Source organism: Bradyrhizobium sp. USDA3010 (assembly GCF_056429065.1).
In genome coordinates this window covers 25779-49100 of sequence record NZ_JBWJZD010000014.1, presented here as the reverse complement: position 1 = coordinate 49100, position 23322 = coordinate 25779, and the positions used below count along the sequence as shown (strand labels likewise).

Annotated in this window: 24 protein-coding genes and 1 pseudogene; 7 read left to right on the top strand and 18 right to left on the bottom strand. The window is 64.9% G+C overall.

All coding sequences use genetic code 11. The features are described from left to right. Window positions 1-88: 88 nt before the first annotated feature. A complete protein-coding gene (locus AC066Y_RS21860; protein ID WP_478275670.1) occupies window positions 89-892 on the bottom strand; it encodes an NAD-dependent protein deacetylase in 804 nt (267 codons plus the stop codon). A 154-nt stretch (window positions 893-1046) separates the two neighbouring features. Here AC066Y_RS21860 and AC066Y_RS21855 point away from each other — a divergent pair, with 154 nt between their 5' ends. Continuing rightward, window positions 1047-1427, top strand: coding sequence for a c-type cytochrome (locus AC066Y_RS21855; protein WP_478275669.1), 381 nt, complete (start codon window positions 1047-1049; stop codon window positions 1425-1427). Window positions 1428-1447: 20 nt separating this feature from the next. On the opposite strand, the gene AC066Y_RS21850 is transcribed toward AC066Y_RS21855, so the two are convergent. Next, window positions 1448-2596, bottom strand: coding sequence for a LysM peptidoglycan-binding domain-containing protein (locus AC066Y_RS21850; protein WP_478275668.1), 1149 nt, complete (start codon window positions 2594-2596; stop codon window positions 1448-1450). Window positions 2597-2791: 195 nt separating this feature from the next. Then, window positions 2792-2998, bottom strand: coding sequence for a hypothetical protein (locus AC066Y_RS21845; protein ID WP_176534193.1), 207 nt, complete (start codon window positions 2996-2998; stop codon window positions 2792-2794). A 295-nt stretch (window positions 2999-3293) separates the two neighbouring features. Between AC066Y_RS21845 and AC066Y_RS21840 the strand changes: the two genes are divergently transcribed. After that, window positions 3294-3536, top strand: a complete 243-nt coding sequence (locus tag AC066Y_RS21840) for a hypothetical protein (RefSeq protein WP_092122334.1) — start codon at window positions 3294-3296, stop codon at window positions 3534-3536. A gap of 19 nt (window positions 3537-3555) precedes the next feature. On the opposite strand, the gene AC066Y_RS21835 is transcribed toward AC066Y_RS21840, so the two are convergent. Further along, a complete protein-coding gene (locus AC066Y_RS21835) occupies window positions 3556-4020 on the bottom strand; it encodes an Lrp/AsnC family transcriptional regulator (protein WP_478275667.1) in 465 nt (154 codons plus the stop codon). A gap of 161 nt (window positions 4021-4181) precedes the next feature. Between AC066Y_RS21835 and AC066Y_RS21830 the strand changes: the two genes are divergently transcribed. The 3 genes from AC066Y_RS21830 (at window position 4182) to AC066Y_RS21820 (ending at window position 7076) form a co-directional block, all read left to right on the top strand. Continuing rightward, entirely contained in the window at window positions 4182-5195 is a 1014-nt protein-coding gene (locus tag AC066Y_RS21830) for a 1-aminocyclopropane-1-carboxylate deaminase (RefSeq protein ID WP_050401800.1), read from the top strand. Between the two features lie 179 nt (window positions 5196-5374). Further along, window positions 5375-5608: a hypothetical protein gene (locus AC066Y_RS21825; protein ID WP_478275765.1), complete on the top strand. Its 234-nt coding sequence runs from the start codon at window positions 5375-5377 to the stop codon at window positions 5606-5608. A 205-nt stretch (window positions 5609-5813) separates the two neighbouring features. Next, window positions 5814-7076 carry a S1C family serine protease gene (locus AC066Y_RS21820; protein WP_478275666.1) on the top strand — a complete coding sequence of 421 codons (1263 nt, stop codon included), beginning with the start codon at window positions 5814-5816 and terminating at the stop codon, window positions 7074-7076. 159 nt (window positions 7077-7235) lie between these two features. Here AC066Y_RS21820 and AC066Y_RS21815 read toward each other — a convergent pair whose 3' ends face one another. The 3 genes and pseudogenes from AC066Y_RS21815 to AC066Y_RS21805 form a co-directional block, all read right to left on the bottom strand. Next, window positions 7236-8177 carry a metallophosphoesterase gene (locus tag AC066Y_RS21815; protein WP_478275665.1) on the bottom strand — a complete coding sequence of 314 codons (942 nt, stop codon included), beginning with the start codon at window positions 8175-8177 and terminating at the stop codon, window positions 7236-7238. 83 nt (window positions 8178-8260) lie between these two features. Beyond that, a complete protein-coding gene (locus tag AC066Y_RS21810; protein ID WP_478275664.1) occupies window positions 8261-10009 on the bottom strand; it encodes a flavin-containing monooxygenase in 1749 nt (582 codons plus the stop codon). Window positions 10010-10200: 191 nt separating this feature from the next. Beyond that, window positions 10201-10380 (bottom strand): annotated as a pseudogene (locus tag AC066Y_RS21805) (MFS transporter); the annotation flags it as partial. A gap of 95 nt (window positions 10381-10475) precedes the next feature. Between AC066Y_RS21805 and AC066Y_RS21800 the strand changes: the two are divergent. Continuing rightward, window positions 10476-10856 (top strand): hypothetical protein, encoded by a 381-nt coding sequence (locus AC066Y_RS21800; RefSeq protein WP_478275663.1) that lies wholly within the window; start codon window positions 10476-10478, stop codon window positions 10854-10856. 24 nt (window positions 10857-10880) lie between these two features. Here AC066Y_RS21800 and recQ read toward each other — a convergent pair whose 3' ends face one another. Continuing rightward, on the bottom strand, window positions 10881-12749 hold the full coding sequence (gene recQ / locus AC066Y_RS21795; protein WP_478275662.1) for a DNA helicase RecQ: 1869 nt from the start codon (window positions 12747-12749) through the stop codon (window positions 10881-10883). Between the two features lie 243 nt (window positions 12750-12992). Then, window positions 12993-14213, bottom strand: a complete 1221-nt coding sequence (locus AC066Y_RS21790) for a T6SS phospholipase effector Tle1-like catalytic domain-containing protein (RefSeq protein ID WP_478275661.1) — start codon at window positions 14211-14213, stop codon at window positions 12993-12995. Window positions 14214-14547: 334 nt separating this feature from the next. Here AC066Y_RS21790 and AC066Y_RS21785 point away from each other — a divergent pair, with 334 nt between their 5' ends. Beyond that, window positions 14548-15075 (top strand): hypothetical protein, encoded by a 528-nt coding sequence (locus tag AC066Y_RS21785; protein ID WP_478275660.1) that lies wholly within the window; start codon window positions 14548-14550, stop codon window positions 15073-15075. A gap of 112 nt (window positions 15076-15187) precedes the next feature. On the opposite strand, the gene AC066Y_RS21780 is transcribed toward AC066Y_RS21785, so the two are convergent. From AC066Y_RS21780 to AC066Y_RS21740, 9 genes are all read right to left on the bottom strand, one after another. Then, window positions 15188-16564 (bottom strand): vWA domain-containing protein, encoded by a 1377-nt coding sequence (locus AC066Y_RS21780; protein ID WP_478275659.1) that lies wholly within the window; start codon window positions 16562-16564, stop codon window positions 15188-15190. Between the two features lie 6 nt (window positions 16565-16570). Next, entirely contained in the window at window positions 16571-17518 is a 948-nt protein-coding gene (locus AC066Y_RS21775) for an AAA family ATPase (protein ID WP_478275658.1), read from the bottom strand. A gap of 236 nt (window positions 17519-17754) precedes the next feature. Further along, window positions 17755-18066 (bottom strand): hypothetical protein, encoded by a 312-nt coding sequence (locus tag AC066Y_RS21770; protein ID WP_478275657.1) that lies wholly within the window; start codon window positions 18064-18066, stop codon window positions 17755-17757. A 174-nt stretch (window positions 18067-18240) separates the two neighbouring features. Next, on the bottom strand, window positions 18241-18873 hold the full coding sequence (locus AC066Y_RS21765; RefSeq protein WP_478275656.1) for an HAD-IA family hydrolase: 633 nt from the start codon (window positions 18871-18873) through the stop codon (window positions 18241-18243). 155 nt (window positions 18874-19028) lie between these two features. Next, window positions 19029-19715 carry a methyltransferase family protein gene (locus tag AC066Y_RS21760; protein WP_478275655.1) on the bottom strand — a complete coding sequence of 229 codons (687 nt, stop codon included), beginning with the start codon at window positions 19713-19715 and terminating at the stop codon, window positions 19029-19031. Between the two features lie 99 nt (window positions 19716-19814). Then, window positions 19815-20156, bottom strand: coding sequence for a hypothetical protein (locus AC066Y_RS21755; protein WP_478275654.1), 342 nt, complete (start codon window positions 20154-20156; stop codon window positions 19815-19817). A 36-nt stretch (window positions 20157-20192) separates the two neighbouring features. Then, the gene (locus AC066Y_RS21750; RefSeq protein ID WP_092126523.1) at window positions 20193-20372 is read right to left on the bottom strand and encodes a hypothetical protein; all 180 of its coding nucleotides are present in this window, start codon (window positions 20370-20372) and stop codon (window positions 20193-20195) included. 58 nt (window positions 20373-20430) lie between these two features. Then, a complete protein-coding gene (locus AC066Y_RS21745) occupies window positions 20431-20622 on the bottom strand; it encodes a hypothetical protein (RefSeq protein ID WP_029080476.1) in 192 nt (63 codons plus the stop codon). Between the two features lie 174 nt (window positions 20623-20796). Continuing rightward, a complete protein-coding gene (locus AC066Y_RS21740) occupies window positions 20797-23271 on the bottom strand; it encodes a S8 family serine peptidase (RefSeq protein ID WP_478275653.1) in 2475 nt (824 codons plus the stop codon). Between the last annotated feature and the right edge of the window lie 51 nt (window positions 23272-23322).

Below are 23322 nucleotides of genomic sequence, written 5' to 3'. Positions count from 1 at the left end.
GAGCGAAGCGAAGCAATCCATCCCTCCGCGCGCGGGGTGACAATGGATTGCTTCGCTGCGCTCGCAATGACGTGGAGAGGCCAGCGGCTTATAGCAAAAACGCCAGCGCCGTCTCGCACTGGTCCTCGATCTTGAGCGAGAGCAGCTCGTCGGCGCGGGTGCGGCCGAGATTGACCGCGGCGATCGGCAAGCCGCGCTGCTCCGCCATCCGGACGAAACGAAAGCCGGAATAGACCATCAGCGAGGAGCCGACGATCAACAGAGCGTCGGCCTGCTCCAGATGCGCCTGCGCTGCCGCGACCGTGTCGCGCGGCACGTTCTCGCCGAAGAACACCACGTCGGGTTTCAGCACGCCGCCGCAGGCCTCGCAGGCCGGCACCACGAACGACGAAAAATCCTGCTCGAGATCGGCATCGCCGTCAGGGGCATCGACGGCATCGAGCGTGAGCCAGGCCGGATTCAGCCGCGCCAGCTCGCCCTGAAACTGCTCGCGGGGCGTCGTCGCGCCGCAGCCGAGGCAGCGCACCACATCAAGCCGGCCGTGCAGGTCGATCACGCGCTGGCTGCCCGCGGCCTGGTGCAGGCGGTCGACGTTCTGGGTCAGCAGCAGCTCACATCGGCCTTGTTGTTCGAGCTTCGCCAGGGCGCGATGCGCGCCGTTCGGTATCGCGCGGCCGAACCGCCGCCAGCCGACCATGCTGCGCGCCCAGTAGCGCTGCCGCGTCGCCGCTTCGCCCAGAAATGCCTGGATCGTCACCGGACGCGTCCGCTTCCAGTTGCCGTCGCTGTCGCGATAATCGGGAATGCCGGAATTGGTGCTGCAGCCGGCCCCGGTCAGGACAAACAGGCGCTGGTGCCGATCGATGAAATCACGCAGGGCGGGGTGGTGCATGGCAGCACATCTAGGGCGGCGCGTGCGCTTGCGCCAGATGTGGGGTCTGCTCGTGGGCGGACCTTTCACGCCGCCTCTGCGTTGACGGCATGGCACCCGAGCGATCGTGTCGCGGGCGCCTGCTTGTCCGGTGCAATCTCTGACGGAGCGACCGATGCGGCCAGGATTCATCGCCGTCGTTTGCGGGCTGGTGTCCCTGCCGCTGTCCCCGTCCCATGGCCAGGACGCGGGCGTATCCGGCGAGCAGGCCTTCAACAATTCCTGCCGCACCTGCCATACCGTCAAGGACGGCGATAACCGCGTCGGCCCGAACCTGCACAACATCATCGGCCGCAAGGCCGGATCGGTTGCGAACTTTCCCTACTCGGAGGCGATGAAATCATCCGACATTGTCTGGGATGACAGCGCGCTGCTGCGCTTCATCGAGGATCCCGAAGCCGTGGTGTCGGGCAACGGCATGAAGCCGTATACCGGCGTGCGCTCGGCGGAGGATCGCGCCAAGATCGTCGCCTTCCTGAAATCCCCCGGCAAGTGAGCGTTGCCGGAATGCCGGCCTCACCGAGCCGGCAGGACGAACACCTGGCCGGGATATATCAAATTGGGATTGCGGATCTGCTGCGAGTTGGCCCGATAGATCACCGCGTAGCGCTGCCCGGCACCCAATGCGCGCTGGCTGATCCGCCACAGGCTGTCGCCGCGCGCCACGGTGGTCGTCGTGATCTTCGGCACGGTTACGGCAGAGGGGGAGCTCACACCCGATGCGACGGGTGCTGTCGCCGCCGCGAGCTGCGGCGTGGTCACACCCGCACGGCCGGATGAGGCTGCCGATGCCGCGATGGATGCGGTCGTCGTCGCGTCCGGAACGTTGAACGGCACCTCGGCCCGCGCGCGGACCTTGCCGGAGCCGGGGTCGACGTCGTCAAGCCGTACCTGATAGTTGCCGGCCGTCACGCCCTTGTTGATCGTGACCGAGAGGTGCCCCGCCTGGTCGGCAGTGGCGGACGTGATCAAGCTGCCGTTGAGGTAGAGCCTAACGGTCGCGCCGGGAGTTGCCTGAGCGCTCACATGGAGCTTGCCACCCGGTTCGGTCTCGACGGCCTCGACAGTTACCTTCCCGGCCGCCGGCGCCGTGGCCGCAGGTTGCGACAGCACGCGGATCGGCTTGTCCGGCGTCATCAGCGCCACCATCGGCCGCTCGCTGGCCGCAGCGTCGAGCGCCACTGCCACGCTCTGCTTGGAGGTCACCTGCTTGCCGTCATGCGTGATGCGCAGGGTGAGGTCGTAGTTTCCGGGCGGAAGCGGGCGCGGCACCATGACGAACTGGCCGGACTTGTCCGCCACGGCGCGATCATGCACCTCGCCATTGCGCAGCAATTCCACCGTCGCGCCAGGGAGCGCCCGGCCGGCGACAACGGTCTCGCCGGTCGGCTCGATGCTGACGACGTCGAACTCCGGCACCGCGTTGCCGCCCGGTGTTGGCGACGGTCCTGCCAAAGCGTTGGCCAGCGCCGCAGTCTCGGTCTGCGTCTTTGCCAGCGCAGTCTTGTCTTGGTCTCGCGCGGGAGCCGCTGGCGCCGTCGCCATCAAGCGGGTGTTTACGCCCAGGATCTGCTGGGTTTGGTGGATGCCGAAGATGAACGCAGCGGTGCCGCCGGCCGCAAGTGCCAGCAACGGTATGGCCAGTCTCATCGCCGTGACGTTCATGACTGTCATCCCCGGATGAATCGACCCGCGCATCCACGCGCGCGACCCTGCAGCCCTGTGGGGAGTCCGGAAAGAGACTGCGCCGATTTGCGCGGCCCATCAAGTCGAATGAAAGGACTACTCCTCTCGGGCAGGCTGGCCGACGCAGCAACTGATGGAGATCGCGTCTGGCGCAGAACCCCGGCGGCGCGTTGCCTATTGCGAATACGACAGCTGTTCTTCCGTCACCACGCGCTCGATATTGCCTGCCTTGCTCCTGATTCGGTATCGAAGCCGCCCGTCGGCTTCGATCGGCATGCGTTGAATGATGGTGTAGACCGCCGGCTCATCGGCCTCGGCACGACCTTGCGGCCCCTGGGCCCGGTGGTGAACGTCCTCATTCAGCTTGTAGGCATATGACATCTGTCCACCTCTGCAGTTGGGGGTGCTCTCACGCAGGACTGTGCTGTGACGCAATGGAGCCGTGGCTTCCCGTATGGACGCGACTTGCTGCTTCGATGGCCGCGTCAGGCCTCTCCGGAGTCCGCAGGAGCACGTTGGTTACATTGACCGAATACGCCGCAAATAGCCACCGAATACTCACCTTCGACCAAGGATGGGTGAGAGCGCTGGCTGGGTTCCCGGCCGTTTGCGGCCTCAATTGCCATTTGATCTCCGCAGGCAGATGCTGCCAGCCAATGGTACAAGGGAGAGCAACATGAGCAAGGCAGGTCTCGACCACCGGCATCCCAACAAGGATGGCGAAATCAGCGGCAAGCACGGCAACACGCTGCTCCGGACCTTGCGCAAGGTTTACGGGCCAAGTTTCGCGGCGGGTTATCCCGAAACCGAGAAGCTAAGCGATGTCCTGGCTGCGTTGAACGAGACCTCGCTGAGCCAACTCCGCAGAGATCATCAGACCGGCCACCTCGCGCACAAGATCGCCAAAGCTTCGAAGTAGCTGCCGGCGGAACCGCAGCTCAGAACTCCAGCTCAGCATTGTCCACCACCTCCTTCATCACGAAGAAGGTGCGGGTCTGCCGCACACCGGGCAGCGCGATCAGTTGGTCGCCATGGATGCGGTTGAAATCCTCCATGTCGCCGACGCGGATCTTGAGGAAATAATCGAAGTCGCCGGCGACGAGGTGACAGTCGAGCACGAACTTCAGCTTCGCCACCGCCTGCTCGAAGCTCGCAAAGCTCTCCGGCGTCGAGCGGTCGAGCACGACGCCGACCATCACCAGCGCGCCCTTGCCGACCTTGCGCGGCGCGACCATCGCGCGGACGCCGCTGATATAGCCCTCGTCGAACAGCGCCTGGGTCCGGCGATGGCAGGTGGCGGGGCTGACGCCGACCTGATCGGCCAGCTCGGCGTTGCTGAGCCGGCCGTTCTTTTGCAGCAATCTCAACATCTTGAGGTCGATGCGATCGAGTCGGGCGGACATGGAAGAATCTCTCATTATTTGCCGGCAATGTGAGAGAAAACATATCATCTGGTGAAAATCCAGCAATCTTCGGAGATCAGGCGGCCTGATTTAGAGAGCACCTTTCGCAGCTGGAGTGATAGTTCTGGCCGCCGTTCCAGACCACCAAAGAGGATGCCAGTATGCTGGAGAAGTTCGCACGCTACCCGCTCACCTTCGGGCCGACCGCCATCGAGAAGCTCGATCGGCTGTCAAAGCACCTCGGCGGCAAGGTCGAGCTCTATGCCAAGCGCGAGGATTGCAATTCCGGGCTCGCCTTCGGCGGCAACAAGCTGCGCAAGCTCGAATATATCATCCCCGACGCGATCGCCTCCAACGCCGACACGCTGGTCTCGATCGGCGGCGTGCAGTCGAACCATACGCGCATGGTTGCGGCGGTTGCGGCCAAGATCGGCATGAAGTGCCGGCTGGTGCAGGAAAGCTGGGTGCCGCACGAGGACGCAGTCTATGACCGCGTCGGCAACATCCTGCTCTCGCGCGTGATGGGCGCGGATGTGCGCCTGGTCGACGAAGGTTTTGACATCGGCATTCGCAAGAGCTGGGAGCAGGCGATCGAGGAAGTGAAGGCAGCGGGCGGCAAGCCCTACGCGATCCCGGCCGGCGCTTCCGTGCACAAATATGGCGGGCTCGGCTATGTCGGCTTCGCCGAAGAGGTGCGCGCGCAGGAGCGTCAGCTCGGCGTCAAGTTCGACTACATCATCGTCTGCACGGTGACGGGCTCGACTCATGCAGGCATGCTGGTCGGCTTCGCCGCCGACGGGCGCGCGCGCAACGTGATCGGCATCGATGGTTCGTTCACGCCGGCGCAGACCAAGGCGCAGGTGCTGTCGATCGCGCAGAACACCGCAAAGTTGGTCGAGCTCGGCCGCGACATCGTCGAGGATGATGTCGTGCTGATCGAGGACTACGCCTATCCCGCCTATGGCGTGCCGTCGGAAGAGACCAAGGCGGCGATCCGCCTCAGCGCGCGGCTGGAAGGCATGATCACCGACCCTGTCTACGAGGGGAAGTCGATGCAGGGCATGATCGATCTGGTGCAGAAGGGTTTCTTCCCGGCCGGGTCGAAGGTGCTCTACGCCCATCTCGGCGGTGCGCCGGCGCTCAACGGCTACGCCTACGCGTTCAGGAACGGCTGAGGCGGGCGGCGCTTCGCAGCCCGGATGAAGCGAAGCGAACTCCGGGATTCTCGCCGCGGAGAGATTGCCCCGGATTACGCTTCGCTTCATCCGGGCTACGCCACTACCACGTCAGGTCGGCGTCAGCTTCTCCCGATATCCTGTCCAGGCCGGGCGAGTCGGGAGACCTTCGCGTGAGGATGATGAATGCGGCCGGCCGAGCCATCGCCGCGCTCGGCGTCGGCATCGTCGCGGTGGGGCATTGGTTTTGGGTTTACCCGGGCCACGGCGCCCGCCTGCTGGCGATGAATCACGCGGTCGAACTCTATGCCGGCATTTTCCTGATCGGTGCCGGCGTTCACGGGCTGGCATCCCGCTACTGGTTCAGCGATCCAAATCCGCCGGCGCAGTCTTCGGTTCGGGAGCCGCAATAGCGTCCGCCTGGCGCGCCGGCTGGACTATGTCCGGGTTGACATTTTAAGAACATAATAGGAACATGCCGTCTGTAACCAGAGGGTGTGGTGAACGCCTCATCCGCGGCGGTATTGCGTGGCTGCTGGACCAGAGGCCAAGCCACGCACCACTTGCGGATGAATTTCTCCGCCTCCTATAAGGGGTTGTGGCTGGGGAGTGCATGTCATGAGAGTTGCGATCTGGGCGGCCGTTGTGGCCGCGTGGCTGTTTGCGTCCGCAACTCCATCGAGCGCCCGCGGTCCCTACGGTTCGATCACGGTCGGCAATTGGAAGGGCGGCGCCTTTACTGACGACAAGAGCGGCGCTTTCACGCATTGCTCGGCGGGGAGCACATACCAGAGCGGCATCTTCTTCATGGTGGCGGTTGCCGCGAATGGCAGCTGGCGGCTGGGCTTGGCTCATGACAGCTGGCGTTTGACGCCGGGCGAAGCCTTTCCGCTTGCGCTGACCTTCGACGGCCAGCCCGCGTTCAATGTCTACGGCATGCCGCTTGGCGAGAAGCTCGTGAATGTCGAGATGCCGGTGAATTCGGCGCTGATCAATCAGTTCCGCAAGGCGCGCCAGATGACGGCGTTCGCGCAGGGGCAACTGTTTCAGTTCAATCTCAATCAAACCGCGCAATTGCTGCCGGCGCTGCTCAACTGCGTGGTCTCGGTGAAGAAGAACGGCGTCTCCAACGCCGGCGAGTTCGCGGTCGCGACAAAGCCTGCGGCCGCGCCGCCGCAGCAGGCTGCACCCAGCGCGCCGCCCGCGAAGCAGGCGAGATCGGGGACCGGCACCGGCTTCGTCGTCAGCGATAGCGGCCACGTCGTCACCAACCATCATGTCGTCGATGGTTGCAGCGAGATAACGGGCAATCTGAGCGGCGCGGCGGCGGTCAAATTGCGGTTGGTGTCAGACGACGAGACCAACGATCTCGCGCTGCTGCAGGCGCCGTCCCCGTTCAAGGATGTCGCGAGCATCCGGCAGAACTCGATTCGGGTTGGCGACGGAGTCGTGGCGATCGGCTATCCCTATCACGGCCTGCTGACGTCCGATTTCACCGTGACCACGGGCATCGTTTCTTCGCTGAGCGGCATCCTCAACGACACGCGTCATCTGCAGATCAGCGCCGCGGTACAGCCCGGCAACAGCGGTGGGCCGCTGTTCGATCTCGGCGGAGCCGTGGTCGGCGTGGTGGCCGCGAAGCTCGACGCGGTCAGGATGGCGCGGGCCACGGGATCGATCCCGGAAAACATCAACTTCGCCATCAAGACCGGCGCGCTGCGCGACTTCCTCGACAACAGCGCGGTGATGTACCGGACCGCCGAATGGCGCGACGGAACCAAGAAGGAGACGTCCGATATCGCCAAGGATGCGCGCGGCTACACCCTGTTGATCACCTGCACGGTGAACGAGCAGAGCGCGAGCGCGAAGAAGGGCAATTGAGACCTCCGCTACTCCCTCTCCCCATCCTTACGGCAGGGCGATCGCATATGGCGATCGGCCAGACGTCATTCCTGCGAAAGTCCGGGCAGCCGCCGGTTACTTTGCATGGGGTTGTTTTCGATATTTTGGCCGTGCGCGCCTGCGACGTACGGGCAGGTATCAGCCGAGCCGGTGCAGCGTATGCACCGTGATCTCGGCCGGGCAGTTCAGCCGCACCGGCGCAAGGCTGGTGCCGGCGCCGGTTGACGTGTAACCGGCAAGCGTCTGGAAACGCCAGGCGCCCTTGCCCATCCTGCGCGGTAGCCGCGCCTCCAGCTTGATCGCGATGCCGCCGGGCAGGCAGAGCTGGCCGCCATGGGTATGGCCGCTCAGCATCAGGTCGAAGCCGGCGGCGGCGGCCTCGCGATAGGATTCCGGCGTATGCGCAAGCAGGATCGAGAACGCATCGCGCGGGATCGCGGCGGCAGACTTTGCAATGTCGTCGGTACGATAGAAATGCGCATCGTCGATGCCGGCGAGATGGATCGTCGCGCCATCGCGCGTGATCGGCTCCTGCTCGTTGAACAGCATCCTGATGCCCATCGCCTCCAGCGCCGGCGTCATGCGGATGCTGTCGTGATTGCCGAGGATGCCGTAGAGCGGCAGCTTGATCCGGGCGCAGAGATCCTTCATCAGCGCGAGACTGGTTTCGAACGGGCCAAACGTCTTGCCACGATAATCGCCGGTGAGGACGCAGATGTCGCAAGCGACATAGCGGACGATGTCAGCCAGATGCCGCATCGCTCCCTGGCTGATGTCGGCGTGGAGATCGCTGAGATGAAGGATGGTGAAGCCGTCAAACGCCGCCGGCAGGCGGGTCGACGTCACCAGGTTGCGCCGCACCTCGACCCGGTCGGCGTTGCGGCGCGCGCGGCCATGGAGGCCGGCCAGCTTGAGCGCAGTCTCGACGACCCATGGCGCCAGCTTCCAGTTCTCGACGTTGAACACGAGTGTGCCCTGGCCGAACAGCTGCCTCTCATGCGCGGCCTCGATTCCAAGCCGGCGCACGACGTGATCCGCGCCGATCCGCTCGACCAATCCCTGCAATGCCGTGTCGGCCATCGTCCCCCGTGCGGCCCGCGATGCGAAACGCGAACCCGGCACGACACTATCATGCGCAATCCCGGCGGCGATACGGCTGAGGTTCAGACCACCGGGACGCGCTTGGCGGCGACCGCTGCCGGCGAGATCACCTCGATATCAAGCGGCACCTGCCAGCGCTCGGTGAAGCGGACCTGCGGCGGCGCGTTGCCTTTGCGCCCACCCTGCAGCACGAAGCCGTCATAGCCCGAATTCATCACCTCATTGCACTTCTGCACATAGATCGGGAAGCCGCCGATATAGGGCATGAATACGCGGGGACGGCCCGGGATGTTGGCGCCGACATACCAGGAGCTGCAGGTCGAGCGCAGCGAGACCGTGGAGACGTCGTTGACATGGGCGACCCAGGCGTCCTCGTCGTCGCGCACCGCCTCGATCGTGCCGGCGCCGATGTCGCGCATATGGCCGAGGCAGTCCGCCAGCCAGTCGACATGCTGCTCGATCGCCTGGATCATGCTCGCGAGCACCGACGGGCTGCCGGGCCCCGTGATCATGAACAGGTTCGGAAATCCCTCCGAGGCGAGACCGAGATAGGCCCGCGGGCCGGCGTGCCATTTTTCGGCGAGCGTCTGCCCGCCGCGGCCGGTGATCGCGATCTTGTCGAACGAGCCCGTCATGGCGGCAAAGCCAGTGGCGGAGACGATCGCGTCGAACTTGTATTCGGTGCCGTCGACCACGATGCCGTTGGTAGTGAAGCGCTCGATCGGTGTGTTCGACACGTCGACCAGTTTCACATGCGGCAGATTGTAGGTCTCGAAGTAGTTGGTATCGACGCAGAGCCGCTTGCAGCCGAACACGTTTCGAGGGCACAGCAGCTCGGCGGTGGCGGGATCCTTGACGATGCCGCGGATCTTCTCGCGCGCGAAATCGGCGATGGTGTCGTTGGCGGCCTTCTCGAACAGGAGGTCGCCGAACGCGCCGAGGAAGGGCAGGCCGCCGCGCTGCCAGGCTTCCTCGTAGAGCCGCTCGCGCTCGTGCTCGCTCGCCTGCAAGGCGGGCTGGGCATTGAACTGAAAGTAGAAGCCGGTCGGGCGCGCACGCGCTTTCGCACGCAGCTCCGGATAGTGCGCCTTGGCTTCCTTCAGATACTCCGCCGACAGCCGCTCGTTCCATGCCGGGACCGACCAGGTCGCGGTGCGCTGGAACACGGTGAGCTCGGACGCCTGCTGCGCGATGATCGGGATCGACTGGATCGCGGACGAGCCGGTGCCAATGACGCCGACGCGCAGTCCGGTGAAGTCGACACCCTCATGCGGCCATTCGCCGGTGTGATAGATCGGCCCGCGGAAATCCACCATCCCGGGGAAAGCGGGTCGGTTCGGCGCCGACAGGCAGCCGACCGCCATGATGCAGAATTTGGCGGTGACCTTGTCGCCGCGGTCGGTTTCGATCAGCCAGCTGCCTGCCTTCTCGTCGAAGGTCGCCACGGTGACGCGGGTGTCGAACACGATCTGGCTGCGCAGGTCGAAACGGTCGGCGACGTGGTTGGCGTAAGCGAGAATTTCGGGCTGCGGAGAATATTTCTCCGACCAGCTCCAGTCCTGGTCGAGCTCCTCGGAGAACGAGAAGGAGTATTGCAGGCTCTCGACGTCGCAGCGCGCGCCGGGATAGCGATTCCAGTACCAGGTGCCGCCGACGCCGCCGCCGGCCTCATAGACCCGCGCGGTGAAGCCGAGCCCGCGCAGCCGATGCAGCATGTACATGCCGGCGAACCCAGCGCCGATCACGACGGCGTCGAACGTTCCACTTTCGGCGGGGCGCGCGGCTTTGCGCGCGGTGCTCTCCTGAGCCATGGCCCGTCTCTTCCCTATCTCTTGTCTTTATGTCTTGTCGTTAAGTCTCGGCCGCGCCTCGTTGGATGCGCCGACCGAAAGATTAGGGCGAGGGCGGCGCGGCCCGCAAGCGCATGCATCGCTGCGGCGGGTATGGCTCCCATGCCGCGGCGCCGATCACTGCGGTATCCGGGCGCTGCCTCACTCCAGGCGCGGAGCTCGCGCAGCGACGGGAACAGCACCATCCAGAGCAGTGTCATCGCGACCGTGCCGATGCCGCTGATCACGGCGGCCGGCACTGTGCCGAACAGCGCTACCGTGACGCCGCTCTCGTACTCGCCAAGCTGATTGGAGGCATTGACGAACAGATAATTCACGGCGCCGATGCGGCCGCAAGGCGAAGCGGAATCTTATCAAGCTGTTGACGTCGAACGGCGCTTATTGAGACAATGGATTTCGCTGCTTGATCGCTCTCTGAGAGGACACGATGAAACTCGGCTGGCGGCCGCAAAAGTGGCTCGAGAAGAAGAGCAAATCAGGTTTTCGAGGCTACCCGGTCGGAACCGTGGCGTTCTACGGGCCCGACAACGCACGCGCCAGCAAGGTTGCCGTCGCGGTGATCACCGCGCCGGAGGCGCCGCCGTTTGCATTGCGCAGATGGATTGTCGAGAGCGGTGACATTCGCAACGATTCGACGATCCTGGAGGAAGTTGCCACCTTTCTTCGGGCGGAAGAGGTTCGCTCCGTCGCGCTTACGCCGGAGTTGCTGGGATGTCCACATGAGGAGGGCGTCGATTATCCCGAAGGCGAGGTCTGTCCTCAATGCCCATACTGGGCCAATCGCGAGCGCCCCCTGCCCGGTGGTTAGACGACCGGGGCGGATGGTATCCGTTCAGCCGTCGTTGGCCTTCACGATCCGTATCAGCTCGTCGCCGTAATGCTCGAGCTTCTTGTCGCCGATCCCTGCGATGTTGCGCAGTTCGCCCAGCGTATCCGGACGCATCGCGGCGATGCCGTCGATGGTCGAATCGTGCAGCACCACATAGGCCGGCACGCCGCGCTGGCGTGCGACTTCCGAGCGCCAGGCGCGCAGGGCGGCATGCAGCGTGGGGTTGGCGGCCCCGCCGGGACTGTCGGCCGCGGGCGCGAGCTCGCCGCGGCGCGACTTGCTGCGCACCGCACGGTTGCGCGCGCCCTCCGGCTGCTCACGCAACATCACCGCGGTCTCGCCCTTCAGCACGCCGCGGGCGCTGTCGGTCAGCCTCAGCGCGCCGAAAGCGTCGCTGTCGGCGCGCAGATGGCCCATCGCCACCAACTGGCGCAGCACCGCGCGCCATTGCTTCTCGTTGAGCTCGCGGCCGATGCCGAACACCGACAATTGGTCGTGGTTGAACTGCTTGACGCGTTCGGTCAGCCGCCCGACCAGCACGTCGATCAGGTGCATGGCGCCAAACCGTTGCCCGGTGCGATAGGCGCAGGACAATAGCTTCTGCGCCAGTACCTTGCCGTCACGGACCCGCGGTGGCGTCAGGCAGTTGTCGCAATTGCCGCAGCTTTCATCCGTGCGGGTCTCGCCGAAATAGCCGAGCAGGCGCTGCCGCCGGCAATGCACGGTCTCGGCGAGCGCAACCAGCGCGTCGAGCTTGCCGATCGAGACGCGCTTGAAGGCGTCGGAGCCGGTCGATTCGTCGATCATGCGGCGCTGCTGCACGATGTCGGAAAGGCCATAGGCCATCCACGCCGCCGACGGCTTGCCGTCACGGCCGGCGCGTCCGGTCTCCTGGTAGTAGGCCTCGATGCTCTTCGGCAAATCGAGATGCGCGACGAAGCGAACATCTGGCTTGTCGATGCCCATGCCGAACGCGATCGTAGCGACGATCACGATGCCGTCCTCGTTGAGGAAGCGGTCCTGATGCCGGGCCCGCACGCTGGCATCGAGCCCGGCGTGATAGGGCAGCGCGGGAATGCCGGCCTCGCAGAGCGATGCCGCGACGTCCTCGACCTTGGCGCGCGACAGGCAATAGACCACGCCGGCATCGCCGGCATGCCGCTCCTTGATGAAGTTCTTCAGCTGCGTGGTGGCGTTCTGCTTGTCGACGATCTCGTAGCGAATGTTGGGGCGGTCGAAGCTTGCGACGAACTCCGGCGCGTCGGTGAGCGACAGCCGCTCGGCGATCTCCTTTCGCGTCAGCGCGTCCGCGGTCGCCGTCAGCGCGATGCGCGGCACCTTGGGGAAGCGCTCGGCGAGTGCGGACAGGCCGATATATTCCGGGCGGAAGTCATGGCCCCATTGCGAGACGCAATGCGCCTCGTCGATCGCAAACAGCGCGATCTGCGCCTGGCCGAGCAGATTGAGGCAGCGCGGCGTGAGCAGCCGTTCCGGCGCGACATAAAGCAGGTCGAGATCGCCCGCGAGCAGCCGGCGCTCGACCTCGGATGCTTCCTGATAGGACAGCGTCGAGTTCAGCACCGCGGCGTTGACGCCGGCCTCGGTGAGGCCCGCGACCTGGTCGCGCATCAGCGCGATCAAGGGCGACACCACGATGCCGCAGCCGTCGCGCAGCAGCGACGGCAGCTGGTAGCACAGCGACTTGCCGCCGCCGGTCGGCATCAGCACCAGGCAATTGCCGCCATCGGTGATGTGGCGGACGATCTTCTCCTGCGCGCCGCGGAAGCCCGACAGGCCGAACACGGAACTGAGCACGGATCGCGCGTCGCGAGGCGAAGCGGATGCATGATCGAGGGCTGGTTGGGCGGTCATGATCCCTGAGAGGGCGATTCGGGTTCCCGGATCGAACGATTCCTGAACGAAACGTGTTAATACACCGTCCTGCGATAAACTCAATTGAGGCAATGCTGCCGGCCATCGCGCGCGCCGATACGGTCGGCCGAGCTCGGCCGCACGCGGATCAAGGATACCGATCGATGCGCAAAGCGCTTTTGAGCGAAGCGGACGCCGTTTCGCGTGAAGAAAAGCGCCTCAAGATAGGAAACTCCGACGCTGTCAGGCCGTCGGAGTGAGCGGCGCCGGCTGCGGCGTCATTGGCTCGACCTTGTAGGTCTTCGGCAGGTTGATCGGCCGGTAGGCCGGATCCTTCTCCATGCGCTCCAGTACCGAGGCGTGGATGGTCGCGCCTTCCGGTATCGGCCGCGGCTCGCCGCGCGGCAGATAGAAGCCGAGGAAGGACTTCCGTTCCGGCCATTCCTTCCATTTGTCGCTCTTCGGAATCCATTCCAGGATTTCCCAGGCGGCGGTCAGCGAATTGTGCAGCGGGGCCGTCGCGCTCGGCGGCACATAGTCGTGCCTGTGCGGCGGCAGCGGCATCCCCCAGGCGAGATGATCGATCAGCGCCTGATCCATGTGCAGCCCGGCGACCCTGGCCTGCTCGAGCATCCATATCAGCGGAAATTTTGACGGCCCGCTCTGGTCCTCGGGATAGCCGCCGCCGACGTCGGAGTGCACGCCGGCGAACCAGACCTGGCGAATGTCCTGCTCCACCTCCGTTGCCGGATTGAACGGATCGGAGCGGAATTTCTGCGGCTCAATCCAGCGGTTGAGGCGGAACATGCGTCTGCGTTCGTCGATCGAGATCGCCTGGCGGAATCGCCTGACACTGGAGTTGGTGCGGGTGAACAGCAGCGTCTGGATGTCGAACAGGAAGTTGTCCTGCCGCGGCACGATGATCGAGGCCACGGTATCCCAGACTCCGACGAACTCGATGTCGATGTTGCGCCCGCCGGCGATCTGGCTGAAGTGCCAGGCTTCCTTCAGCGGGGCATCGTCGAACGTGCCGTCCGACTTCTGGGAGTCGGAGCTGGCTTTCTTGTAGGTGTTGAACGCGTAGTCCGCGATGTCGAGCTGGTCGACCGGCAGGAGGCCCATCACATGGACGAAGGCCGCCAGCGTGCGCACGGTATAGGCGCCGCGGCTGAAACCGAACATCCAGACCCGGTCGCCGGGCTCCCAGAGCCGGCACAAAAACCGGTAGGCGCCAAGCGTGTCCTCGTCGAGACCGGCGCCGAAGGCCAGCCCGAAAAGGCCGCGCACCTCCTGCTTGAAGCGGCCCCAGCTGTTCTGCAGGCCGATCGTGCCGAGACCCGGATGATAGTAGATCCGTTGCCGGTCATCCTTGTCGGAGACGCGAAACAGCTTCAAGACGTTGGAAATATTGGCGCCGATCTCGTTGCCGGTGCCGTCGCAACAAATCACAAGATCCTTCGGCATCCGTTGCCCCCGCGGCCGCCGTGAAAATTCGCGACCTCTATGTACGGCAGAACACGGGGATGATTCAATCTTCAATTGAAGACGGTTCTGTGTACGCGGCATGAACGCCGACCGTCGTCTTGGAGTCTGCGGCCGGCATCGGGCGCGTGTGCGCGCACTCCACAGCGATCCGCAGAATTCAATTGCAACACTTTGGAAAAGGTGGAAATCTCATCGTCAGTCATTGCGATATTGCGTCGATATTTTTCTCCCTTTCAGGGATTTCGCCGGTGCGCGCGATCATCTTGCCCGCTGCCTTACCGAGCTTCCGCAGCCTGGACAGGACCGGATCGGCATGAGCCACCAAGCTCTCGTGACGGTCATTCTCGCGGGATTGGTGGTGAGTGCGTTCGGACTGTTCTGGTGGGTCGGCAGCTACTCCGATCGCGTTTTCGCTAATAGATTCCAGACCCGCTTTCCAGAGAAGACGCTGAGCTACAGCGGCGATCAGCTCGGCGAGCTGGTGCAATCCGATCTCCGGATGAAATATGTCTTCCCGATTCTGTTCCCGCTCGACCTCGTCGTCATGCTGGCGCTGGCGGGCGCGATGGGCGCGGCCTCATCATACTGGCTCAACCAGATCTATCCGACTGCAGCGTGGCTCGGCCTGGTCGTGCCGGCGGTGTATCTGCTCAGCGACCTGATCGAGGATTGCTTGCTGGCCTGGTTGCTGCTGCACGGCGATCCGGATGCGGCGGCACGTTCCGTCTCGATCCTGAAGGCGATCACAACGATCAAGCTCGTCAGCATCTTTGCCTCGATCGCGCTGACGCTCGTTGCGTTCGTCGGATGGCAATTTCACAGCGACTCGCTTCGCCTCTAGAGCTTCGGTTCTGATTGAATCAGAACCGAAGCTCCAGATGTTTGTTTGACGCGTTTTTCTTCACGCGAACCGGTGTCCACTTCGCTCGAAATCGCTCCAAAGCGCTGGCGATCTACTGATACGTCGCCACGATGTCGGAGACGGCGCGCTCGAGCTGCCGGGCGGTCGCGCATTGGCGCACGACGGTGCAGAAGGTCGCGTAGCGCGGCATCTCGGAATCGCCGAAGCCCCAGACCATGCGGCCTTCGGGGTTGAGCCACACCAGCCGCTTTGAGCGCTCGCCGATGCGGCGCAGGATGTCGGCGCGCGGATCGAGATTGTTGCTGCGGGCGTCGCCGAGCACGATCACCGTGGTCTGCGGCGTGATCGCGCTCATCCAATTGTCCTCGAAGTCGGCGAAGGAATTGCCGTAGTCGGACGAGCCGAAGCCGACCTTGGACATGATCTCCTTCATCGCCTCTTCCGGCGATTTCGATTCCAGGATGTCGCTGACCTCGATCAAATGGCCCGAGAAGGCGAACGAGCGGACGTCGTCGACCACCTCGTGCAGGCTGTGGATCAGGAGCAGGAAGAAGTCCGAGACGCGGGCGACCGAACCCGAGACGTCGCACAGCGCGACGATCTTCGGCCGGTCGCGATGCTTGCGCTTCCACGCGGTGAGGAAGGGCACGCCGCCCCAGGCCGCGTTCCGGCGCAGCGTGCGGCGGACGTCGAGATGGCCGCGGCGCTGACGCTTGCGCGGCTTTGAATAGCGCTCGCGCAGCCGGCGCGCGATCTGGCGGATCAGCGTGCGCATCTGCTCGACCTGGCGCGGCTCGATCCGCGCCAGTGGGGCGTTGCGCAGGATCTCGTTGCGCAAATTTTCGGTCTCCTCGCGCCCGTAGAGCAGCAGGGCTTGCGAGACCGCGTCGCGAACCGTGCCGCGCAGGCCGTTGAGCGCTTCCTGCAGCCGCTCGGCGAGCGCCGGATTGCGCGTGGTCTGCTCGTCGATGTCGTCGCGCAGGCGCTGGATGCCCATCGCATCGAGGATGCGGGTCTGGAAGATGCCGCGCTGGGTGAAGTAGCGGATGTCGGGCAGCGAGGCGGCGCCCGAGGCATTGGCGATCGCCGTCGATATCGCGGCGCGATCCTGCGACAGCAGCATCTGCGCCAGCGGCCCGACATTCTCGCTGGCGGCGCCGCCCGCCGCATCGCCATGCTCATCGGCCGACGGATTGGCGCCGGATTCGCTGTTGTCGTCGGTCTTGTTCTGCTCGGCGCTTTCCTGCTGCGGCTCGGGCTGGCTGAAGAACAGGTCAAAGCATTCGCCGAGCGAGCGCTTCTCGTCCTGGGTCTTGGCAAGCGTCAGCAGGAACGTGTCGCGCAGGATGTCGCGGTCGGCAAAGCCGACCTGGGCGACCGCTCGCATCGCATCGATGCTTTCCGCGGGCGAGACCCGGACCCCGGCTCCCCGCGCCGCACGAAAGAAGCGATGCAGGTTCTCGCGCATCTTGGTCTAGCTGAACACGCCTTGGCGCGACGCCTTGGCGATGAAGGACGAAATCTGCGGCGTCGCGGCCTCGATGTCGGCCTCGTATTTCAGGAGCACGTTGAGCGTGTCCTTGACGATCTCGTGGTCGAGCTCGCTCGCCTGTAGCAGCACCAGCACGCGCGCCCAGTCGATCGCCTCGCTGACCGAGGGCAGCTTCTTCAGGTCGAGCGAGCGGATCTCGTGGATGAAGCCGACCATCTGCTTGCGCAGCGTCTGCGAGATGCCGGGCATCCGGCTCTCGACGATGCGCTCTTCCAGCTTCTGCTCGGGGAAGCCGATATGCAGATGCAGGCAGCGCCGCTTCAAGGCATCGCCGAGATCGCGTTCGCTGTTCGAGGTCAGGATCACGGTCGGTGGCGCCACCGCGGAGACGGTGCCGAGCTCGGGGATCGTGACCTGGAAGTCGGAGAGGATTTCCAGCAGCAGCGATTCGAATTCGGCATCCGACTTGTCGATCTCGTCGATCAGCAGCACGCAGCCGGCCGGCTGCTCCAGCGCCTGCAACAGCGGCCGCGGCTCGACGAATTCCTTCGAGAAGAACACGTCGCCGAAGGTGTGGAGCTGGTCGAGCGCTGCGGCCAGCGTCTGCGCGCCGCCGAGCACCTCGCCGAGCTTGTCCTTCAGGATCTGGGTGTAGAGCAGCTGCTTGGCATATTTCCACTCATACAGCGCCTTGGCCTCGTCGAGGCCCTCATAGCACTGCAGGCGGATCATCTTCAGGCCGCGCCAGGCGGCGATCGCCTTCGCAAGCTCGGTCTTGCCGACGCCGGCAGGGCCTTCGACCAGGATCGGCTTCTCGATCTGCTGCGACAGATAGACCGCGGTCGCGATCTGCCGGCTCGCGATATAGCCTTGCGCGGCGAGGCCGCTTTCCACGGCCTCGATCGAGGCGGTGGGCCTGGTGTCAGCCACGAGGATCAGCTCCGAATTTGCCTTGAACTCGGACCTGTTCTGCTCCCGTTGCGGGCAAAGCACAAGGCTCGTTTGGCCGCAACGGCATGGGGTTAGCGCATGGTTCCGGGGTATTTCCGCCGAGCGCAATACGGGGGGAACGCGTAGCCCGGATGGAGCGCAGTGTAATCCGGGAGGGTCTTTCCCCGGATCGTCTGTCCCGGATTTCGCTTCGCTCCATCCGGGCTACGAAACGCTCAGCCCGCGCAGCTCTTCACGAAATCCTTGCGCTGCGGGCCGACGATCTTTTGCTCGATCGCCTGCTTCAGGCAGTCGAGATGCGCCTGAGCCATGCAGAGCTGCATCTGGTCGTGCCGCTCCTGACCCGTCAGCGCCTTCGCCGCGCTCTGGCAGGCCGCGCGCTTGGCACCAGGCACGGGCGCTGCCGCCGACGTGTTCTCTTGCGCGGGGGCCGCCGCCGGCGCGGGGGTTGAAGTCGATTGCGCGAACGCTGCGACCGAGACCAGCAGCGAACCAGCCGAGACCAGGGCGATGACGAGACGTTTCATGGGATGTGCCTCCGCGGGCATGATCCGGAGAAGTGAACGTCGGCTTTTCCGGAGCGTCATGCTCAGACCAGGAATGGGATCACGATACGATTTCATGGTCGCGCCGTGACCCAAGAGAGGCTGAGAATTAGCGACTGCCGCCTGAATGCGGAGTGAATATGCCGCCAGGCCGCTTCATCTCAGCGTGAGGCCGGTCGCCGCTTCGAGCTCGGAGATCGCCTGCGCGGCGTTCGCGACCTTGATCGTGGTCATGCCCATCTCGCGCGCCGGCTTCAGGTTGACGCCGAGGTCGTCGAGATAGACGCAGTTCTTCGGGTTCATTTGCAGTGCTTCCACCATCATCTGGTAGATGCGCGGATCGGGCTTGCGCAGGCCGATCTTCGCGGACTCGATGACGTGGTCGAACAGCAACATCACCTCGGCAACATAGAGCGTGCGTCCGCTGTGGCTGCCGATTGCGTTCGACGGCAGATTGTTGGTGATGCAGCCGGTCTTGAATTCCGCCTTGATGCGCTTCAGCGCCTCGACCATTTCCGGGCGCAGGTCGCCGGAGAGCAGCGGCAGCACGTCCTTGCCGCGCACCTCGGCGCCGAGCGCCTTCGATTCCGTGGCGAACAGCTCGTCGAATGCGTCGATACCGATCTCGGCGCGTTCGAACTTGGCCCACGCGTTTTCGAGATGGTTGGCGGCGTTGGTGCGGCGGATGATGTCGATCGGCAGTCCGCGCTCGGTCTCGTAGCGCGCGAAGGCCTCGAACGGCGAGGTGGTCAAGACGCCGCCGAAATCCCAGATCACTGCCTCGATCATCAATGTCCTGCCCGTTGCAAAGCGGCGGCTTCGCCTTGGGTCGTCCGGCCGTTTTGGCCGAAGACAGGGAAACGCGCGTTCAGCCTTCTTTATTGGAATTGCCGCCGATCAGGCAAGCCGCCAGTTCGCGGCAAACTCCGCCACGCGGAACGGGCTCACCAGACCATCGGAACCAGGCGGTAACGCACGCGGGCGAGATATTCGGCATAGCCGTCGAGCTCGGCCGCGAGCATCCGCTCCTCCATCATGGACCTCAGGCCGAGCAGCGCCGCCATGACCGGCACGATGCCAAGGCCCCACCAGGATCCGAGCAGCAGCGGCGTGCCGACATAGGTCAACAGGCCGCTGGCATAGATCGGATGCCGCACATAGGCGTACGGCCCCGTGGTCACCGCAGCATGCCCGCGCTCGCGCTGGATCTTCACGACCGGGGCAGCGTAGCTGTTTTCCCGGTAGGTCCGATAGACGATGTAGAACGATGCCGCGATCATCACCGCGCCGGCGCATTGCAGCCAGAACGGGACGAACGATGTCCGGTAGCGCACAGCGTCGAGCGCCATCAGCGGCAGCCATGTCAGCCACAACAGCGGCATGATCGTCGTGATGACGCGATCCCACCCGGCCTGGCCGTGCGCGGTGCGGCGCTCCGTCAGCAAACCCGGATCATGTCTTGCGAGCCATGCCTCGGTGATCAGTCCGCCGATCGTGATCTCAAGCAGGAACATCCACGCGCCGGCCCATCGCATGGTGCCGGCCGCTAGAAACAGGAGTGTCCCGAGGCCCAAGAATGTGCAGGCGGCGCGGCGCAGATTGATGCGAGGGGGATTGCCGTTCTGGTTCATGTCTCTCTCCGACGAGCGGCAACGGCCGCGCCGCCGGATCGGGCGGGCCGTTGCGTGTCCGGCTAGCGGATCGAAGCGCCGCTCAGTGCGTGGACCTGGTCACGGTCTGCGGGTCCAGTTTCGCGCCTGTCCGGAATAGACCTTGCTCGGCAACGCGCGGGCTGTGGGATCGAGCAGGATCTTCATCGCGGTGTTGAGCCGCTCCTCCGAACGCGGCGAGCCATCATGGCGCATCTGCTGCGGAGCACCGGGGCCCTGCGGCGGCGCCATGTAGGCCGACGTTGTCGGCGGGGCGGGCGTGGTGGCGATCTTCGGACGGGCGACAACAGCCGCCTCCAACGGGCGCCGCGCATCGGCAAGGCTTGACGCTGCGGATGGTGTTTCCGCCGGCGGCGGAGAGGCGGCGCTTTCGGATCCGGATTTGCGGGGCGGTTTTGCCATGGCATCGGCTCCATAGGTTGGGTGATGACGACGACGTCAGGATTTGTCTTCGTCGGATGTGGTGCGTTTGGCGATGATCGGGTTGCGGTCGCTGATCGCGGCGAGCAGCGAGGCGTGGCTCACGACTGACGACACGACGATCTTTCCGGACGGCTCGATCCGGCGACCGTTCTGCTGCTGTTGCTGTGGGCTCCTGGCGGTGGATTTCTGCATCATGTCGGCCTCCTCGAGGGCAGGGGTGGGGCCCGACAGCGCCGGGCCCCGAGTTTGGCGATCAGATGCCGAAGGCACCGAGGACGCCCGGCAGCGCCTGCACGGCCGTACCGAGGATGTCCTGCCAACCCTGCGGGTTGACCGACCCGTTGGTCGCCACTTCGGCAATCCGCTTCGGACCGCGCTCGATGCCCTCACACTGGATCGGGCTACGCACGCTGCCGAAGGTCTCAAAGTCGTTCCTTGCGTACATGTTCAGCTCCTTCTTTCGGTTTGAATTGACGGCAACTACGGGAGGTGGGCACCGACCGGGGCAGCCGTCGCTGGACGTCGCCCAGGGGATCGCTCATCGCGTCGATCCCCTGGACCACGTGACGCTAATTCGCGCCACGTTCTGATCTCCTCCGGACGCAGAGGAGCAATCGCCTCAATAGACCTGCCACTGCCGCAGCGGCCCGACCGCCACCGGCACCACGTCGCTCACGTCGATCGTGTACTGATAGACTTCGCGCGCCTGGGTCAGGACCTGCGTCGGGTTGAAGAAGCGGTAGGTCACGTCGTGGCAAATCGATTCCGGACGGCAGATCAGACTCTGGTCGACCTCGACGGTGTCGAGCCGCAAGCCCTTCTTGGCGACGTCGGTGAATATCTTCCGCGTATTGTAGGCATTCATCGCCGAGTAGTTCAGCGCGCGATCCTGCGGCGAAAGGCCGACATTACGGAATTCATTGTAAATGCGCTCGAGGAAGCCCTCGGCGCCGTCCGGCCAGGTGGTGGGGTCGGGCCCGAACAGCGTGTAGAGATCCCACTGGTAGAAGCCGCGCCAATCGGTCACCAGCGTCGGAACGACCGTGCCGTTGAGCAGTTTGGTCGTGTTGGTGCTGTCGACCCAACCGGCCATCGAGACCCGCGCCACGCCGCCGCGCGGCGGGAATGCGGGGGGCGTGATCGGTCGTGCGTCAGCGCCGGCGGCAGCCGCATTCGCCAGCACCACGGTGCGGGTCGTCGCGGGATCGTCGTGCGAAACCTCCTGATGCCACAGCGCCAGGATCAGCGCGGCGAAGAACCCGAGACCGAACACATCGAGCGGCTTGATCGCGTAGATCGGGATCGAATCGATCGTCATCGTCCAGCTGATGGCGTCGGCGTCCGGGAAGTTGTTGCCGGCTCCGGCCGGCGTCGCGGTCTCGCCTTCAGCCTGGTTCAACAGATAGCGCGCCATGATCGCCGGATTGTACGGCGCCGAGGTATCGCCGGAGTGATCGCGCTCCGGTCCGAACGCCGGATCGCCGCGGCCGATCAGGCTGTCGCGCCAGTTGGCGATCGCCTGCACGAAGTAGTCGAGGCGGGCTTCCTTGCCGAAATCGTAGAACAACCGGCCGATCGGGAAGGCGAGCTGTCCGGTGGACTCGGGCGTCGCGCCCTGCGGACGCAGGCCGCCGCCACAGCCGCAGTTCTTCTCGCTGGCTCGAACCGCGGGCGCTTCGTACATCGGCAGCGCCTGGGGCATTGCGACGGGAAGCGCATTGCTCGGCATCATCGCCTGCAGCTGCTGCGGTTGCAGCCAGGTTTGCGGCATCATGCCGGCCGTTGGCATTGCCATCTGCGGCATCATCATCTGCGGCATCATCATCGGCGGCATCACCATCTGGGGTGCCGGTGCCGGCATCCAGACCATGTCGCCGCCCGCATGGGGAGCGTGATAAGGATAAGGCGCGGGTGCGCCGATCGGCGCGGCGACGACGCCGTGATCAACGGGGACGGCCATGGCCGCAGGTGCCGCCGGCGCGGCGGGCTGCGCCTCGCTTGGCATGATCCCGCCGTTGCTTCGCAGGACCGAGCCGTCCGGCCCGAATATGCGCGGAGCCGATGGTGCAGACATTGCTGATAGATCTCCCATGGAACCCTCTCTGGTTGCAGTTGGCTGAGCGGCGGATGACGGTTGGACGAAAGGGCGCGCGGACACTCCCCAGAAGCGGGGAGGCGCGGCCGTGGCACCCGACGGCATGACGGCGTCCGCCTGCTCGCCAAGCAGGGCGGCGACAGCCGCGGGAATATCGAGCCGTCCGGCGAGACAGCGCGAGGCGCTGCCGTCGTTACGGCAGGGCACCGCGCTTTCGAGCAGCGCGGCACGAACGGCTTGCGGATCGGCCTTACGTCCGTTCTGGCGCAGGCATGAGAGCAGCAGCGCGACGACGCCTGTCACGATCGGCGCAGCGTAGCTCGTTCCGGAACGCAGGCTGACGTTGCGGACCGGCGAGGCGCCGGCGATGTTCTCGCCAGGGGCCAGGATGCCGTTCTCGAGATAGGCGTCGCCGAAATTGCTGAACGGCAGCGGGTTGCCGGCCAGATCGCACGCGCCGACCGCAAGCACCGAAGCGAGGCTGCCCGGCACCTGGACGCAGCGGCAGCCATCATTGCCGGCAGCAGCGACGATCAGCTTGCCGGCGCGCTCGCAGGCGCGCACTGCATCGACCAGAATGCGATCGGCCTGCCCCGTCGCGGATTGCTGACCGCTGCTGATGTTGATGATGTCGGCGCCCACCGCCAGCGCCTGGTTGATCGCGAGCGCCAAGGTGCTTTGCGAGGACGGCTCGATCTGTCCGGCGGCATTCTCGCGATAGATCGAGAACACGGTTGCGCTGCAGTTCGGCGCGACGCCGAGCACCGGGCTGCCGGGCGTGCCCATCAGCACGCTCGTGACATGCGTGCCGTGCTCGGACTGGATGATCGATGAAGACGGCACGACGAACTCGCCGCCCATGGCGACACGGGCCTGCCTGAGCGAGGGATGATTGAGATCGACGGGGCCATCGATGATCGCGATCTTCACCGCGGGGTCGCCACCCGACGTTCTCTGCCACAAGGCAGCCAGACCAGCGATGTCGGCAACTGGATTCATGAAATCGATCCTGGCCGATCTGCTGCGAATTCGTGCAGCCGATCCGTCTTC

What these genes read in the sequence shown, in the direction of transcription:
- AC066Y_RS21770 (WP_478275657.1), bottom strand. Translation starts at nt 18,066, where the DNA reads ATGAAACGTCTCGTCATCGCCCTGGTCTCGGCTGGTTCGCTGCTGGTC.
- AC066Y_RS21860 (WP_478275670.1), bottom strand. Translation starts at nt 892, where the DNA reads ATGCACCACCCCGCCCTGCGTGATTTCATCGATCGGCACCAGCGCCTG.
- AC066Y_RS21800 (WP_478275663.1), top strand. Translation starts at nt 10,476, where the DNA reads ATGAAACTCGGCTGGCGGCCGCAAAAGTGGCTCGAGAAGAAGAGCAAA.
- recQ (WP_478275662.1), bottom strand. Translation starts at nt 12,749, where the DNA reads ATGACCGCCCAACCAGCCCTCGATCATGCATCCGCTTCGCCTCGCGAC.
- AC066Y_RS21755 (WP_478275654.1), bottom strand. Translation starts at nt 20,156, where the DNA reads ATGGCAAAACCGCCCCGCAAATCCGGATCCGAAAGCGCCGCCTCTCCG.
- AC066Y_RS21785 (WP_478275660.1), top strand. Translation starts at nt 14,548, where the DNA reads ATGAGCCACCAAGCTCTCGTGACGGTCATTCTCGCGGGATTGGTGGTG.
- AC066Y_RS21765 (WP_478275656.1), bottom strand. Translation starts at nt 18,873, where the DNA reads ATGATCGAGGCAGTGATCTGGGATTTCGGCGGCGTCTTGACCACCTCG.
- AC066Y_RS21745 (WP_029080476.1), bottom strand. Translation starts at nt 20,622, where the DNA reads ATGTACGCAAGGAACGACTTTGAGACCTTCGGCAGCGTGCGTAGCCCG.
- AC066Y_RS21740 (WP_478275653.1), bottom strand. Translation starts at nt 23,271, where the DNA reads ATGAATCCAGTTGCCGACATCGCTGGTCTGGCTGCCTTGTGGCAGAGA.
- AC066Y_RS21835 (WP_478275667.1), bottom strand. Translation starts at nt 4,020, where the DNA reads ATGTCCGCCCGACTCGATCGCATCGACCTCAAGATGTTGAGATTGCTG.
- AC066Y_RS21780 (WP_478275659.1), bottom strand. Translation starts at nt 16,564, where the DNA reads ATGCGCGAGAACCTGCATCGCTTCTTTCGTGCGGCGCGGGGAGCCGGG.
- AC066Y_RS21790 (WP_478275661.1), bottom strand. Translation starts at nt 14,213, where the DNA reads ATGCCGAAGGATCTTGTGATTTGTTGCGACGGCACCGGCAACGAGATC.
- AC066Y_RS21815 (WP_478275665.1), bottom strand. Translation starts at nt 8,177, where the DNA reads ATGGCCGACACGGCATTGCAGGGATTGGTCGAGCGGATCGGCGCGGAT.
- AC066Y_RS21825 (WP_478275765.1), top strand. Translation starts at nt 5,375, where the DNA reads ATGATGAATGCGGCCGGCCGAGCCATCGCCGCGCTCGGCGTCGGCATC.
- AC066Y_RS21850 (WP_478275668.1), bottom strand. Translation starts at nt 2,596, where the DNA reads ATGAACGTCACGGCGATGAGACTGGCCATACCGTTGCTGGCACTTGCG.
- AC066Y_RS21840 (WP_092122334.1), top strand. Translation starts at nt 3,294, where the DNA reads ATGAGCAAGGCAGGTCTCGACCACCGGCATCCCAACAAGGATGGCGAA.
- AC066Y_RS21855 (WP_478275669.1), top strand. Translation starts at nt 1,047, where the DNA reads ATGCGGCCAGGATTCATCGCCGTCGTTTGCGGGCTGGTGTCCCTGCCG.
- AC066Y_RS21830 (WP_050401800.1), top strand. Translation starts at nt 4,182, where the DNA reads ATGCTGGAGAAGTTCGCACGCTACCCGCTCACCTTCGGGCCGACCGCC.
- AC066Y_RS21760 (WP_478275655.1), bottom strand. Translation starts at nt 19,715, where the DNA reads ATGAACCAGAACGGCAATCCCCCTCGCATCAATCTGCGCCGCGCCGCC.
- AC066Y_RS21750 (WP_092126523.1), bottom strand. Translation starts at nt 20,372, where the DNA reads ATGATGCAGAAATCCACCGCCAGGAGCCCACAGCAACAGCAGCAGAAC.
- AC066Y_RS21845 (WP_176534193.1), bottom strand. Translation starts at nt 2,998, where the DNA reads ATGTCATATGCCTACAAGCTGAATGAGGACGTTCACCACCGGGCCCAG.
- AC066Y_RS21820 (WP_478275666.1), top strand. Translation starts at nt 5,814, where the DNA reads ATGAGAGTTGCGATCTGGGCGGCCGTTGTGGCCGCGTGGCTGTTTGCG.
- AC066Y_RS21810 (WP_478275664.1), bottom strand. Translation starts at nt 10,009, where the DNA reads ATGGCTCAGGAGAGCACCGCGCGCAAAGCCGCGCGCCCCGCCGAAAGT.